The 14,390-nt window shown below is 68.5% G+C and carries 11 protein-coding genes; 8 read left to right on the top strand and 3 right to left on the bottom strand.

The annotated features are described in order from the left end of the window. Positions 1-2 precede the first annotated feature (2 nt). Positions 3-1,448 carry a 3-phosphoshikimate 1-carboxyvinyltransferase gene (aroA, locus tag ABVF28_RS04000; RefSeq protein WP_371029554.1) on the bottom strand — a complete coding sequence of 482 codons (1,446 nt, stop codon included), beginning with the start codon at positions 1,446-1,448 and terminating at the stop codon, positions 3-5. A 149-nt stretch (positions 1,449-1,597) separates the two neighbouring features. Between aroA and ABVF28_RS03995 the strand changes: the two genes are divergently transcribed. Genes ABVF28_RS03995 through ABVF28_RS03985 form a run of 3 tightly spaced genes read left to right on the top strand, consistent with a single transcriptional unit; the run spans position 1,598 to position 3,064 of the window. Next, positions 1,598-2,233 (top strand): sigma-70 family RNA polymerase sigma factor, encoded by a 636-nt coding sequence (locus ABVF28_RS03995; protein ID WP_371029553.1) that lies wholly within the window; start codon positions 1,598-1,600, stop codon positions 2,231-2,233. Next, positions 2,230-2,490: a zf-HC2 domain-containing protein gene (locus ABVF28_RS03990; RefSeq protein ID WP_104253513.1), complete on the top strand. Its 261-nt coding sequence runs from the start codon at positions 2,230-2,232 to the stop codon at positions 2,488-2,490. Before ABVF28_RS03995 ends, ABVF28_RS03990 begins: the two co-directional genes overlap by 4 nt. 31 nt (positions 2,491-2,521) lie before the next feature. Then, positions 2,522-3,064: a hypothetical protein gene (locus ABVF28_RS03985; protein WP_104312179.1), complete on the top strand. Its 543-nt coding sequence runs from the start codon at positions 2,522-2,524 to the stop codon at positions 3,062-3,064. Positions 3,065-3,143: 79 nt separating this feature from the next. Here the strand turns inward: ABVF28_RS03985 and ABVF28_RS03980 are convergent, their stop codons facing one another. Further along, positions 3,144-6,857 carry a multifunctional oxoglutarate decarboxylase/oxoglutarate dehydrogenase thiamine pyrophosphate-binding subunit/dihydrolipoyllysine-residue succinyltransferase subunit gene (locus ABVF28_RS03980; protein ID WP_371029552.1) on the bottom strand — a complete coding sequence of 1,238 codons (3,714 nt, stop codon included), beginning with the start codon at positions 6,855-6,857 and terminating at the stop codon, positions 3,144-3,146. 144 nt (positions 6,858-7,001) lie between these two features. Between ABVF28_RS03980 and ABVF28_RS03975 the strand changes: the two genes are divergently transcribed. From ABVF28_RS03975 to ABVF28_RS03955, 5 genes are all read left to right on the top strand, one after another. Then, positions 7,002-8,441, top strand: a complete 1,440-nt coding sequence (locus ABVF28_RS03975) for a GuaB1 family IMP dehydrogenase-related protein (RefSeq protein ID WP_371029551.1) — start codon at positions 7,002-7,004, stop codon at positions 8,439-8,441. A 72-nt stretch (positions 8,442-8,513) separates the two neighbouring features. Then, positions 8,514-9,860, top strand: a complete 1,347-nt coding sequence (locus ABVF28_RS03970; RefSeq protein ID WP_371029572.1) for a hemolysin family protein — start codon at positions 8,514-8,516, stop codon at positions 9,858-9,860. Next, complete coding sequence (locus ABVF28_RS03965) at positions 9,853-10,896, top strand: hemolysin family protein (protein ID WP_104312175.1); 1,044 nt, start codon at positions 9,853-9,855, stop codon at positions 10,894-10,896. Before ABVF28_RS03970 ends, ABVF28_RS03965 begins: the two co-directional genes overlap by 8 nt. Before the next feature lie 66 nt (positions 10,897-10,962). Beyond that, positions 10,963-11,898, top strand: coding sequence for an NAD(P)H-hydrate dehydratase (locus ABVF28_RS03960; RefSeq protein WP_371029550.1), 936 nt, complete (start codon positions 10,963-10,965; stop codon positions 11,896-11,898). 20 nt (positions 11,899-11,918) lie between these two features. Continuing rightward, entirely contained in the window at positions 11,919-13,274 is a 1,356-nt protein-coding gene (locus ABVF28_RS03955) for a glycosyltransferase 87 family protein (protein WP_371029549.1), read from the top strand. On the opposite strand, the gene ABVF28_RS03950 is transcribed toward ABVF28_RS03955, so the two are convergent. Next, complete coding sequence (locus tag ABVF28_RS03950) at positions 13,167-14,375, bottom strand: homoserine O-acetyltransferase (RefSeq protein ID WP_179556523.1); 1,209 nt, start codon at positions 14,373-14,375, stop codon at positions 13,167-13,169. The genes ABVF28_RS03955 and ABVF28_RS03950 overlap by 108 nt on opposite strands. Positions 14,376-14,390 lie beyond the last annotated feature (15 nt).

Here is a 14,390-nt window from a genome sequence, read left to right as displayed (position 1 = left end):
GGTCAGATGCTGAAGGCGGTGAGGTCGACGCTGCCGTCGTCCTCGCCCTCGTCCGGATCGCCGACCGTGCCCTGGTCCAGCATGTCCTGCCAGAGCTGGGTGAACTGGGGGAGCGTCTTGCTCGTGGCGTGGATGTCGTCGACGGTGACGCCCTCGATCGCGAGGCCGACGATGGCACCGGACGTCGCCATGCGGTGGTCCTCGTAGCTGCGCCACTCGTGGGCCGTGCGCGGTCCGGGAGCGATCTCGAGCCCGTCGTCGAGCTCGGTGACCTCGCAGCCGATGCCGCGCAGCTCGGCGGCGATGGCCGCCACGCGGTCGGTCTCGTGGCCCCGGAGGTGCGCGATGCCCGTGATGCGGCTCGTGGTGGTGCAGAGCCCACAGAGCGCCGCGAGGTTGGGGGCGAGCTCTCCGGCCTCCGAGAGATCGAGGTCGACGCCCGGCAGCTCGGCGCCCTCGGCGATGCCGCGTTCGACCGTGCACGTGAGCACGCCGTCCGCGACCGAGATCTGCGCGCCGAAGAGCGGGAGGAGATGCTGGAGGTGAGATCCGACCTGGGTCGTGGTCTCCGGCCAGTCCTCGATGGAGACGCTGCCGCCCGCGACGAGCGCCGCGATGAGGAAAGGCTCGGCATTGGAGAGGTCAGGCTCGATCGTGAGCTCCCGCCCGTCGATGACGCCGGGCGAGACACGCCACGTGCCCGCCTCCGAGTCGTCGATCTCGACCCCACGCTCCCGCAGGGCGGCGAGCGTCATGTCGATATGCGGTTGGCTCGGGACCCGATCGCCCGAGTGGATGAGCGTGAGCCCGTCCTCGAAGCGTGCACCGGCCATGAGCAGCCCTGAGACGAACTGGCTGGAGGCTCCAGCGTCGATCGTGACCTCGCCACCTGTCACCTCACCGGTGCCGTAGAGCGAGAAGGGCAGCCCGCCCCTCCCGTCGTCGCGGACCTCGACGCCGAGCGCCTTGAGCGCATCCACCGTGCCCTTCATCGGGCGGCGGCGGGCCGCCTCGTCGCCATCGAAGGCGACGGGGCCGAGGGCGAGGGATGCGAGGGGCGGGACGAAGCGCATGACGGTGCCCGCGAGGCCGCAGTCGATGGAGACGCCGCCTTCGAGCTCGCCCGGCGTGATCTCGAGATCGTTCCCGAACCGACCGTCGCCGGGGACTTCGACGACCTTCGTGCCGAGCTGCCTGAGCGCCTCGATCATGAGCTCGGTGTCTCGGGCCCACAGGGGGTGCCGAAGCAGCGATGGTGCGCCGGCCAGCGCGGAGAGCACCAGTTCACGGTTGGTGAGGCTCTTCGACCCAGGGATCTGCAGGCGCGCGTCGATCGGCGAAGTCGCCGTCGGGGCCTCCCACGGGCCGTCGCCGAGGGTCAGGGGCTCGCTGCCCTCGTCGTCTCGGTACAGGTCGAAGCGTGGTCCGGAATAGCCAAAGATCTCCATTGGTTGACAACGATACCGCCAGTGGCGCTCGCATCACCCGGAAAGACGATTCCGGCAGACAACGAAGGGGAGGGCAGCCCTTGCAGACAACCCTCGCGCCGCCGAGGCGTCAAGCCGCCGAGAGGCGCACGGCAGTACACTCACGCGTAATGAGTGAGCAGAAGTCGCCTCAGGCGACCCCAGATCAGGACGAACTCCGGCAGCTGTTCGAGGAGCAGGCGCTGCAGTACATCGACCAGTTGTACGCGGCAGCCATGCGCATGACTCGAAACCCCGCAGACGCGCAGGACCTCGTGCAGGAGACCTTCGTGAAGGCCTTCGTGGCCTTCGCGCGCTTCGAGCAGGGCACGAACCTCAAAGCGTGGCTGTATCGCATCCTCACGAACCTCTTCATCAACTCGTACCGCAAGAAGCAGCGGGAGCCGTACGCGAACGCGCTCGAGGACCTCGAGGACTGGCAGCTCGGCGGCGCCGAGTCGGCGACGGCCCAGACCTCGTCGCGCTCGGCCGAGGCCGAGGCCATCGACCACCTCCCCGACTCGACGGTGAAGGACGCCCTCCAGGCGATCCCGGAGGACTTCCGCCTGGCGGTGTTCCTCGCCGACGTGGAGGGATTCTCCTACAAGGAGATCGCAGACATCATGAAGACCCCCGTCGGCACCGTCATGTCGCGGCTTCACCGCGGCAGGCGACTGCTTCGCGAGCGCCTCACCGGCTACGCGCGAGAGAACGGCATCATTCCGGCCCTGGACGGGGACGAGCAGAAAACAGGGAGCAAGAAATGACCGATTGCGGCTGCGAGAAAGCCAAGGACGCCCTCGAGGAGTACCTGCGCAACGAACTCGCCAGTACGGACGCGAGCGATATTCGCGAGCACCTCGAGCACTGCAAGGACTGCGAGAGCGAGCTGCACGTGAACCGCTCGCTCATGGAAGTCGTCCAGCGCGCTTGCAAGGAGCGCGCCCCCGAAGAGCTGCGCCTGCACGTCCTCGACCAGCTGCGCAACATCCAGCGTTCGCACGGCACGCCGGTCGCGAACTGACACGGGGCGCCCGCGAACTCGTGTCCTGCCCATGACTCCGGATCCCGAGGAGGACGCCTGGCGCCTGCTCTCTGCCCGCGTCGACGAGGCCATCTCCGAGCTGCGGGAACGGGATGCCAGGCGGGAGACGCTCGCCGAGCTGGTCGAGCGTCGCCCCGTCCTCGGCGTCCGTCGGGGCCCCGTCCTGCGGCGCGTCTCGAACGTGTGGCGGTTGCGTGAGCTGCTGCTCGACGAGAGCGGCGGGCTGTTCCGCGTCGGCTCCGTCATCCGGGTCGCGAAGCAGCCAGACCACTACAGCGAGCAGTCGGCGCTTGCGGCCGAGCGACGTCGCGTGCAGCTGGCCGCGCTGAAGTCCGGGTTCGCCCTTGGCGAGGTCGTCAACTACGGCGCGGCGCGTATCCAGCTCTCCGACAGCGGGGGTGCCGACGCGCATCCCGGCCTCGAGGTGGTGGGCGGCGAGGTGGTCCTGCACTGGGGAGCTGTCCCTGGCGCGCAGGCCGGTCTCGGCGCAAGCAGCTCGACGCCACTCGCCGCGTACCTCGACGACGCCGTCGCTCTCCTGACCGGGCGCTAGCAGGCCGTTCATACAGCACACGAAGGCGCCCGCCCCGATTGCTCGGGACGGGCGCCTTCTGCGTTCGCGGAGGACCTGCCTAGTCGGCCAGCACTCCCTCGATGAGCTCGGCCTGCTGACGCTGGTGCGCCTTCATCGTGCCGACCGAAGGTGCCGACGACTCCGGGCGGGTGACCGCGCGGATCGTGCGTCCTTCGAGCATCGGCGCGAGGTGCGTGCGGATGAAGGGCCAAGCACCCTGGTTCTCCGGCTCGTCCTGCGCGTAGATGATCTCCGCGTTCGGGTACTCGGCGAGGATGCGGTTGATCTCCTCGCCCGGCATCGGGTAGAACTGCTCGAGCCGCACCAGGGCGACCGTCGAGTCCTCGCGCTTGTCGAGCTCCGCACGGAGGTCGTAGTGCAGCTTGCCGGCGTGCAGCACGACGCGCCGAACCGCGGCCTTGTCGGTGATGCGCTCGTCGTCCAGGACAGGCCGGAACGCGCCGTTCGTGAAGTCCTCGACCGGCGAGACGGCGCTGCGCAGGCGCAGCATCGACTTCGGCGTGAAGATCACGAGCGGCTTGCGCGGACGCGCGTAGGCCTGACGGCGCAGCAGGTGGAAGTGCGACGCGGGCGTCGATGGCATCGCGACCGTCATGTTCTCCTCTGCCGCGAGCGTGAGGAAGCGCTCGATGCGCGCCGATGAGTGGTCGGGACCCTGACCCTCGTAACCGTGGGGGAGCAGCAGCACGACGCTCGAGCGCTGGTTCCACTTCTGCTCGGACGCCGAGATGAACTCGTCGATGATGGTCTGTGCGCCGTTCACGAAGTCACCGAACTGCGCCTCCCAGAGGACAAGCGCGTCGGGACGCTCCACCGAGTAGCCGTACTCGAAGCCGAGCACCGCGTACTCGCTCAGGAACGAGTCGTAGATCGAGATGGGTGCCTGGTTGTCGCTCAGGTTGGAGAGCGGCAGCCAGTTCTGGCCGTTGAGGCGGTCGTGGAAGAGCGCGTGACGCTGCACGAACGTCCCGCGGCGCGAGTCCTGGCCGGACATGCGCACGGGCGTGCCCTCCATGAGCAGCGAGCCGAGGGCGAGGAGCTCGCCGAAGGCCCAGTCGATGCCGCCTTCGCGGCTCATCTGCTCGCGCTTCGACAGCACGGCCTTGAGCTTCGTGTGCACCGAGAAGCCCTCTGGCGGGTTCCCGTGCGCGTCGCCGATGGTCTCGATGACCTCGCGGGCGACAGCCGTCGACTCCGGCTCGGAGCGGTGGTTCTCCTCGCGGGAGCCCACTGCTGAGAGCTCGGCGGCCGAGATTGCGGTCGACTGCGTCTGGGCCTGGTGCGTCTCCGCGAAGGCGCGCTCGAGGCGGTCGTGGAAGTCCTTCTGCGCCGCGTCGAACTCGTCCTGTGTGATGTCGCCACGTCCGACGAGCGCCTCGGCGTACAGCTTGCGCACGGAGCGCTTCGCCTCGATGAGGTTGTACATGAGGGGCTGCGTCATCGAGGGGTCGTCGCCCTCGTTGTGGCCGCGGCGGCGGTAGGAGATGAGGTCGATGACCACGTCGCGCTTGAAGCGCTGGCGGTAGGCGAACGCGAGCTCGGCGACGCGCGCCACCGACTCGGGGTCGTCGCCGTTCACGTGGAACACGGGAGCCGAGATGGCCTTGGCCACATCGGTCGAGTACATCGACGAACGGGCGTCGCGAGGCGTCGTCGTGAAGCCGACCTGGTTGTTGATGTTCACGTGGATCGTGCCGCCCGTGCGGTAGGCGCGGAGCTGTGACATCTGCATCGTCTCGTAGACGACGCCCTGACCCGCCATGGCCGCGTCACCGTGGATGAGAATCGGCAGGACCGCATCCCGGCCGTCGGCCTTGCGGTCGAGCTTGCCGCGCACGATGCCCTCGAGCACGCCGTTGACAGCTTCGAGGTGCGAGGGGTTGGCGGCGAGGTACACCGGGATCGTCGCGCCGGAGGCGGCCGTGAACGTTCCCTCGATGCCGAGGTGGTACTTCACATCGCCCGAGTTGCCGCGGCCCGAGCTGGACTGCACACCCTCGAACTCGCGGAAGATCTGGCCGTACGTCTTGCCGGCGATGTTGGTGAGCACGTTGAGGCGGCCGCGGTGGGCCATGCCGATCGCGACCTCGTCGAGGTCTTCCTCGGCGGCACCCTGGATGATCGTGTCGAGCAGGGAGATGACCGACTCGGAACCCTCGAGCGAGAAGCGCTTCTGGCCGACGTACTTCGTCTGCAGGAAGGTCTCGAACGCCTCAGCCTCGTTGAGCTTGTTGAGGATGCGCATCTGCTCTTCGTGCGTGGGCTTCGTGTACGGGTGCTCCAGCTCGTCCTGGAACCAGGCGCGCTGCTCCGGGTCCTGGATGTGCATGTACTCGATGCCGATGGTGCGGCAGTAGGAGTCGCGGAGGATGCCGAGGATGTCGCGGAGCTTGAGCATCCGCTGGCTTCCGCCGAACCCGTCCGCGACGAACTCGCGCTCGAGGTCCCAGAACGTGAGCCCGTGGTTCTCGATCTCGAGGTCCGGGTGCGTGCGCTGCACGTACTGCAGCGGGTCGATGTCAGCCATCATGTGGCCGCGCACGCGGTACATGTTGATGAGCTGCTGCACGCGAGCCGTCTTGTTGATGGCGGCGGCGAGGTCGACGTGGACATCCTGCGACCACACGACGGGCTTGTACGGGATGCGCAGCGACGCGAAGATCTCTTCGTAGAAGTTGTGCTGGCCCGTGAGGTGCTCGTGCACGATCTTCAGGAACTCGCCGGAGCCAGCGCCCTGGATGACGCGGTGGTCGTACGTGCTCGAGATCGTGAGGCGCTTGGAGATGGCGAGATCGTCGAGGACGTGCTGCGCCATTCCCTGGTAGGGGGCCGGGTAGTCGAGGGCGCCGGCGCCGATGATCGCCCCCTGGCCCTTCATGAGCCTCGGGACGGACTGCAGGGTGCCCATTCCGCCCGGGTTCGTGAGCGAGATCGTCGTGCCCGCGTAGTCGTCGCCGCTGAGCTTGTTCTGGCGACCGCGCTTGATGAGCTCCTCGTAGGCGCCGAGGAACTCGCGGAAGTTGAGCGTCTCGGCCTGCTTGATGCTCGGGACCACGAGGGCGCGGGTTCCGTCGGGCTTCGGCACGTCGATCGCGATGCCGAGGTTGACGTGAGCCGGTTCGATGGCGGATGGCTTGCCGTCGACCTCGTCGTAGTACACGTTCATGCTCGGGAACTTGATGAGCGCCTTCACGAGGGCCCAGCCGATGAGGTGCGTGAACGAGACCTTGCCGCCGCGGGTGCGGCGAAGGTGGTTGTTGATGACGATGCGGTTGTCGATCATGAGCTTCGCGGGGATCTCGCGGTAGCTCGTCGCGGTCGGCACCTGCAGCGAGATGTCCATGTTCTTGGCGATGGCCTTCGCCATGCCCTTCAGCGGCGACACGATGTTCTCGCGTGACGGCGCCTTCTCCTTGTCAGCTGCCGGCGCATCCGCGGGGATGAGCTTCTCCTGCGGGGCTGCGGCAGTGGTCTTCGCCTGCTTCCGCGCTTCGCCATCGGCGGCCGGCTTCTTCGCCTCTGCCTCAGCGGCTGGAGCTGCCTGCGCCTTCGCGGGCTGGGCTGCCGGTGCCGTCTTCGCCGGGGCAGCGGTCTGCTGCTTGGCGTACTGCTCGAGTGTCGGCCACCAGGCCTCGTCGACACTCTTCGGGTCCTTGACGTACTTCTCGTACATCTCTTCGACGAGCCAATCGTTGGCTCCGAAATCGGACTTTGCTTCGTCTGTACCCGCACTGGTCAAATGACTCGCCACCTGAGTTTGTCTCGCGTTCGTCTGTTGATGCGGGACACGCCGAATCTGGGCGGCGGCCCCATCGAGTGACCAGCCTAACGCCCTTGGCGAGCGCTCTGCGCGAAAGTGGCCGGTTCGGCGTCTGGGCAACGTATTCTGGAGGCCATGCACTTCTCTGGTCCCGCCCCACACCACGAGCTCACGTACTCGGACGTCTTCCTGATTCCGAGCAGGTCGGATGTGGGATCGAGGCTGAATGTCTCGCTCGCCCCGGATGACGGCACCGGCATGACGATCCCGCTGGTCGCCTCGAACATGAACGCGGTGACCGGTCCCCGCATGGCGGCGGCCATCGCACGGCGAGGCGGTCTCGGCGTGCTGCCGCAGGACATGTCCCTCGAGGCTCTGCAGACCGCGATCGCCTGGGTGAAATCGCAGGACCCGGTCCTCGACACGCCCTTCACCGCGTCGGGCGACGCGACGGTGGGCGCGGTGCTCGAAATCGTCCCGCCCGTCGCCGGGTTCGGGGTCTCCGTGCTGGCTCCCGATGGGGAGGTGCTCGGTGTGCTGCAGGCGTCGACGCTGGCGCGTGTCCCGAGCGACGCCGTGCTGGCCGATCTGAGCCACCACTTCGTCAACGAGGTGCCGCTGGCCCTCGCCCGCGACTCCCGCGCGGTCTTCAACTCCTTCGCCGAGGCTGGCGAGAGCTTCGCGCCCGTGCGGACCGAGCGTGGTGAGATCGCGACGGTCACGGCAAGCGGCGCGCTGCGCAGCACGATCTACCAGCCGGCGCTGGATGCTCAGGGGCGCCTTCGTGTCGCGGTCGCCGTCGGCGTGTCGCGCAACGCGCTCGAGCGTGCACGCGCGCTTGTCGAGGCCGGCGCCGATGTGCTGGTCCTGGACACCGCGCACGGACATCAGGGCAGCATGCTGCGAGCGATCGAGGCGGTGCGTGGGGCGGAGCTCGGTGTTCCGATCGTCGCGGGCAACGTCGTCTCTGGAAGCGGCGTCCACGACCTCGTCTCGGCGGGGGCGAGCATCATCAAGGTCGGCGTCGGCCCCGGCGCCATGTGCACCACGCGCATGATGACCGCGGTTGGTCGTCCGCAGTTCTCCGCGGTGCTGGAGACATCGGAGACCGCGCACGCGCTCGGCGCGCGGGTCTGGGCGGACGGGGGAGTGCGCTATCCGCGTGACGTCGCCCTCGCGCTCGCCGCCGGTGGGTCCGCCGTCATGATCGGCTCATGGTTCGCCGGCACGGTCGAGGCGCCGGGAACGGTGCGGACCGACGATGCTGGCAACTGGTTCAAGGAATCGTTCGGCATGGCATCCACGAAGGCGGTCGAAGCGCGTTTCGGGGACCTCGAGCCCTACGAGCGCGCGCGAAAGCTCCTCTTCGCGGAGGGCATCTCGTCGTCGAAGATCATGCTCGACCCCAAGCGACCTGGGCTCGACGACCTGATCGACATGATCACGACCGGCGTCCGCTCATCGTTCACCTACGCGGGTGCTGACTCACTCCCCGAATTCCGCCAGCGGGCCAAGGTCGGCATCCAGTCGGCGGCCGGCTACGAAGAGGGCAAGGCCCTCCCGGTGTCCTGGTAGACGCGGCCGGCTGACGGGGGTCTCGGATATGTGTGCTCGACAGGGTGGTGACCGGGCGTGAACGAGTGGCTCATGCTCGGGATCGGCGTCCTCCTCACCCTGGGAACCGGCGTCTTCGTCGGCTCGGAGTTCTCGCTCGTCAACCTCGACCGCAACGATCTCGAGAAGCGGCGGGAACGAGGAGAGAAGCGCCTCACCCCGACGATCAACGCGCTCAAGCACACGTCCACGCACCTCTCCAGCGCGCAGCTCGGCATCACGCTCACGACGCTCCTCACCGGCTACACGATGGAGCCGGCGATCTCGTCGCTGCTCGCGACGCCGCTCGGCGCGGTCGGACTGCCGGAGGACGCCGTGCGCCCCGTCGGAGCCGTGCTGGCCATCGTCATCGCGACGGCCCTGTCGATGGTCGTCGGCGAGCTCATCCCGAAGAACTTCGCGCTCGCCGTGCCACGGACGACGGCGAAGTTCCTCATCCCGCTGCAGGTCGCCTTCACGACGGTGTTCAGGCCGGCGGTCGCGGTGCTGAACGGCAGCGCGAACGGACTCATCCGCTCCGTCGGCATCGAGCCGAAGGAAGAGCTCTCCGGCGCGCGCACCGCGGAGGAGCTGTCGAGCCTCGTGCGGCGCTCAGCGCTCGTCGGCATCCTCGAAGGTGAGCGGGCCGTGCTGCTGAGTCGCACGCTGCGCTTCGCCGACCACATCGCAGCGGATGTGATGACGCCGAGGCCTCGAGTGCAGTCCATCGCCGTCGACGCGCCGGTGCAGGACCTCATCGATCTCGCGAAGTCGACGGGTCACTCGCGCTTCCCGGTGACCGGTGAGGACATCGACGAGATCGTGGGCGTGGCGCACCTCAAGAACGCCGTCTCGCTCCCGCTCGACCGGAGGCGCTCCGTGCCGGTCGGGGCGATCAAGACCGACGCGCTGCTGGTCCCCGAGACGCTCGGCTTGGACGCGCTGCTCGCCGAGCTGCGATCCGGCGGCTTCCAGCTGGCGGTTGTGCTCGACGAGTACGGCGGCACGAATGGCGTCGTGACGCTCGAAGACCTCGTCGAGGAGATCGTCGGCGAGCTCGTCGACGAGCACGACCGCGCACATCTCGATGTGGTCCGCGCCAAGGGACGGACCACGTTCGACGGCATGCTCCGACCAGACGAGGTGCGTGACCGGCTCAACATCGAGCTCGACGACGACGGACCGTACGAGACGGTCGCAGGCTTCATCATGAACGCCCTCGAGCGCATCCCGGCCGTGGGTGACGAGGTCCAGGTCCCCGTCGGCACGTTCCGGGTCGAGCGGATGGAGGGCCGCCGCGTCGACCGCGTCGCGTTCACCCCCAACGAGTCCTACGAGTCGAGGGAGGCGCTCATGCAGCGCCTCGCCGACCAGCACGCCGAGAAGGAGAACCGTGGCTGAGTACTGGTCTGGACTCGCCTGGCTTGTCGTCCTCCTCGCGGCGAACGCCTTCTTCGTCGGGGCGGAGTTCGCCGTCATCTCCGCGAAGCGCTCGCAGATCGAACCCAGGGCGGAGCGGGGCAGCAAAGCCGCCCAGCAGACGCTCTACGCGATGGAGCACGCGACCGGCATGCTCGCGACGAGCCAGCTCGGCATCACGGTCTGCTCGCTCCTCATCCTCAACGTGTCCGAACCCGCGCTCCACCACCTCCTCGAGATCCCGCTGTCGGCCACGGGTCTCAGCGAGGAGATGATCTCGACCATCGCGTTCGTCATAGCGCTCGTCGTCGTCTCCTACCTGCACGTCGTCCTCGGCGAGATGGTGCCGAAGAACATCTCGTTCTCGGTTCCCGACCGCGCGGCCCTGCTGCTCGCGCCGCCGCTCGTGTTCTTCTCTCGCCTGTTCGCGCCGGTCATCTGGGCGCTGAACGGCATCGCGAACACGACCCTTCGCCTCTTCGGCGTCGAGCCGAAGGCCGAGACGACCAGTGCCTTCACCTTCGACGAGGTCGCCGGGATCGTCGAGCAGTCGAAGCGAGAGGGGGTGCTCATGGACCGCGCGGGCACCTTGTCGAACACCTTCGAGTTCACGGCCAAGAAGGTCGCCTCCGTCGCGATCGCCGGAGACCAGCTCGTCGTGCTCCCGCCGGACGCGACGCCGGAGATGCTGCAGCGCGCCGTCTCCGAGCACGGCTACTCGCGCTACATCATCCTCGACAGCGAGGGCGGGTACGCGGGCTACGTACACCTGAAGGACGTGCTCGACCTCGACGAGCCGGGCGAGTTCGACCAGCCGATCCCGGCCAAGCGCATCCGCTCGCTCGATGGGGTCCATGACGAGGCCGATCTCGAGGACGCCCTCGCGATGATGCGCCGCACAGGCAACCACCTGGCGCGGGTGCTCGACCGGGAAGGCAGCACGCGCGGCGTGCTGTTCCTCGAGGACATCATCGAGGAGCTTGTCGGCGAGATCCGGGATGCGACCGCCCGACACTGAGGTCCGGACCCCCTGAGCCCTCTCCATCGACTTGGCGTGTCGCCGAAGAGCGACCAGGATGGCCGGGTGAGGGAATTCGAAGCTCAGGATGCCGCGGCCAGCGTGTTCGCGCCGCGCGAGGACGACCACAAGTACCGAAGGGGCGTCGCCGCGTTCGTCACGGGCTCGACGCACTACCCCGGCGCCGCCGTGCTCGGCACGAGAGCCGCCCTCGCGACCGGCATCGGCATGGTGCGGTACTCGGGCGGCGAGGCCGAGACGAAGGCCGTGCTGTGGCAGAGTCCTGAGGTCGTGGCCGACCTCGCGTCGTTCGACGCACTCATCGTGGGCTCCGGTGTGGACCCGAAGGACGTGCGACGCACCAGCGAGGCACGCGAAGCCCTCGACCGTGCGCGTGAGCTCGACGCGACGGTCATCGCCGACTCGGGGGCCCTCGGGCAGATCGCCAAGCGCGTCCTCGGCGGGCACCATGTGCGCCGGTGCATCCTCACACCGCACGCGGCTGAGCTCGCAGCGCTCATCACCAAGCTCGAGAACACCGAGGTGCATGCGAGCGACGTCATCAAGGAGCCGGAGCAGGCCGTCCGCCTCGTCACCGACCGCCTCGGATGCACGCTTGTGCTCAAAGGGCACCGCACCCACATCGCCGGTGACGGCCCCACGATCATCGTGGATGCGCCCGGCGCCTGGCTCGCGACCGCAGGCACCGGAGACGTGCTCGCGGGCGCCATGGGGGCGCTGAGCGCCGTCGCCTCCAAGCGCGAGGTCAGCGAGCAGCCAGAGCCCCAGCAGCTCGCCGCCGCCGCCGTCTGGCTGCACGCGCGCGCCGGCTGGTTCGCCTCGCAGATCAACGCGGGCAACTCGGCCGCCGCGGCCGACCTCCTGGCGCCCATCGACCAGCTCCTGCGGCACGGGCCCGGCTCTCCCATCAGGGCGAGCGACGCGACCGCAGTCCTGCCTCGGCTGGTCGGCGCACTCGTGGCGTCCAAGATCCACGCCTGAGCTGGGGTAGCTTGTCCCGCATGACTACGTCGTGGATCGCCCGTCACTGGCGAGGCCCTCTCTCGATCGTGACGCTCTGGCTGGCCTTCGCCGGCGTGCACTACGTGCTGATCCTCGTGAACCTGTACTCGCTCTCGAACCCGATGGGCGACGTCTTCCAGGTGTACCGCGGGTGGGTGGATCAGGCGCAGCAGGGGCAGGTGCCCGGCATCGACGCGACGTTCGTGTATCCGCTGCCGTCGCTGCTCCCGATGCTGCTCGCCGACGTGGTGGGCGGGCAGGCGAACTACGGTCTCGGCTGGCTGCTCGTGGTCACGGCGGGCAATGCGGTGGCGTTCGCGGCCCTGACGCTCTGGCGGCCGTCGTCGCGCGACGCTCGCCTCCGGCAGGTGGCTGCCTGGTGGTGGCTCGTCCTGATGGCGCTGCTCGGTCCCGTCGCCCTCGGGCGGGTCGACGCCATCAGCGTCCCCATCGCGCTCCTCGCGCTCCTGTCGCTCCGACGAAGGCCGGAGATCGCGGGTGCGCTCCTCACCTTCGGGGCCTGGCTCAAGATCTGGCCGGCCGCCGTGTTCGCGGCCGCCTTCATCGTGCTGCGGCACCGCCTCTGGCTCGTGGCGGGCGCTCTCGTCGTCTGCGCCGCCGTGCTCATTCCGGCGTTCGCGCTCGGTGGGGGATCGAACGTGCTCTCCTTCGTGACCGAGCAGACCGGCCGCGGGCTCCAGGTCGAGGCGGTCGCGGCGACCGTGCCCATGTGGCTGGCCTCGATGCAGGTGCCCGGCTACAGCGCTTCCTACTCCATGGAGATCCTGACCTTCCAGGTCTACGGGCCCGGCACCGAGTTCGTCAGCGCACTGCTCACTCCGGTGCTGGGCGTGGCCGTGCTCGGCGTGGTCCTGCTCGCGCTCGTCTCCAAGCGCCGGGGGATGCCGTTCACCCGGTTGTTCCCGGCGCTCTCGCTCGCGCTTGTGCTCTCGTTCATCGTCTTCAACAAGGTCGGCTCACCGCAGTTCATCACCTGGCTGGCGCCGGTCATCGTGTTCGGCCTCATCGTGGATGTCAGGCGGTTCGCGCTGCCTGCGGGGATCGCGCTGTGCATCGCCTGGCTGACGCAGGTCATCTACCCCGGCAACTACAACTTCGTGACCGACGCCCACGCCGCTGGCGTGGCCCTTCTCGCCGGGCGAAACGGCCTCCTGGTGGTGCTGCTCATCTGGTCGCTGTGGGCCATGTGGCCGCGCAGCAGGCGTGCCGCGCCCACGTCGGCGAGGTCAGCCGTTGGCGAGCATCGAGCGGATCGCGTCGCCGACGTGATGGATCTCCAGCAGGAACCCGTCGTGGCCGAAGTTCGATCGAATCGTGACGGCCCGGTCACCTGAGTAGCTGTTCGGCACGCCGGCCGCGATGCGGTGCTGCGTCTCCGGCGGGAACAGGACATCAGTGGAGATGCCGATGACCATGGTTGATGCCGTGACGCGCCCGAGGGCCGCATCCACCCCGCCACGGTCACGGCCGACGTTGTGCGAGCTCATGGCCGTGAGCAGCGTGATGTAGCTGTTGGCGTCGAATCGACGCGTGAACCGATTGCCGTGGAAGTCGAGGTAGGACTCGACGGCATAGCGGCCCTCGTCCTGCTCAGGGCTGAGGTTCGACTGCCAGCTGCGGCCGAAACGGTCGTCGAGCTCAGTGCCCGAGCGGTAGTTGAGCATGGCGAGCCGCCGCGCCAGGGCGAGTCCCCGGTGCGGCCCGAAGCCGGCGGGCTCGTCCGCGTAGTCGCCGTCGTTGAAGTTCGGGTCGAGCCTGATGGCATCGATCTGCAGCGTGTTCTGCGCGATGGTCTGCGCGTCCGACGCGGCTGGCGCGCTCATCACGATGAGCCGCTGCGTGCGGTCGGGGTGCATGATGCCCCATTCGAGCGCGTGCATGCCGCCCATGGAGCCGCCGATGACGGCCGCGAACGTCGAGATGCCGAGCTGGTCGGCGAGCAGGGCCTGAGCGCGCACCTGGTCGCGGATGGTCAGGACGGGGAACGAAGCACCGTACGCATTGCCGCGTGCGTCGAGGCTGGCTGGACCCGTCGAGCCCTGGCAGCCCCCGAGCATGTTGGGAGCGATGACGAAGTAGCGGTCCGTGTCGAGGGGCGCCCCCGGGCCGATGATGCCGGGCCACCAGCCGGCGGTGGGGTGCCCTGGGCCGAGCTGCCCTTCGACGTGGGAGTCGCCGGTGAGCGCGTGGAGGACGAGGATCGCGTTCGACCTGTCGGCGTTCAGCGTGCCCCAGGTCTCGTAGGCGAGTCTGATGAGCGGCAGCTCGCCTCCGTGCTCGGGGCTGAAGGCCCCGAGCCACGCGAATTGGCGGTCGCCGACATCGTCGCCGTCGCGCCACGCGCCGGAGGCGGGCGGCCTCAACGAGGCCGCCCGCAGTTCGTCGTTCGGGATTCTGCCGCTCGGCGGCGAGATTCCGTGATCTGTCCAGTCCATCAGCGCCAGGCTACG

This window comes from Pseudoclavibacter sp. JSM 162008, assembly GCF_041366455.1.
Taxonomy (GTDB): domain Bacteria; phylum Actinomycetota; class Actinomycetes; order Actinomycetales; family Microbacteriaceae; genus Pseudoclavibacter.
Note: the sequence above shows the minus strand (reverse complement) of the source record. Positions and strands in the feature narration are given on the sequence as shown.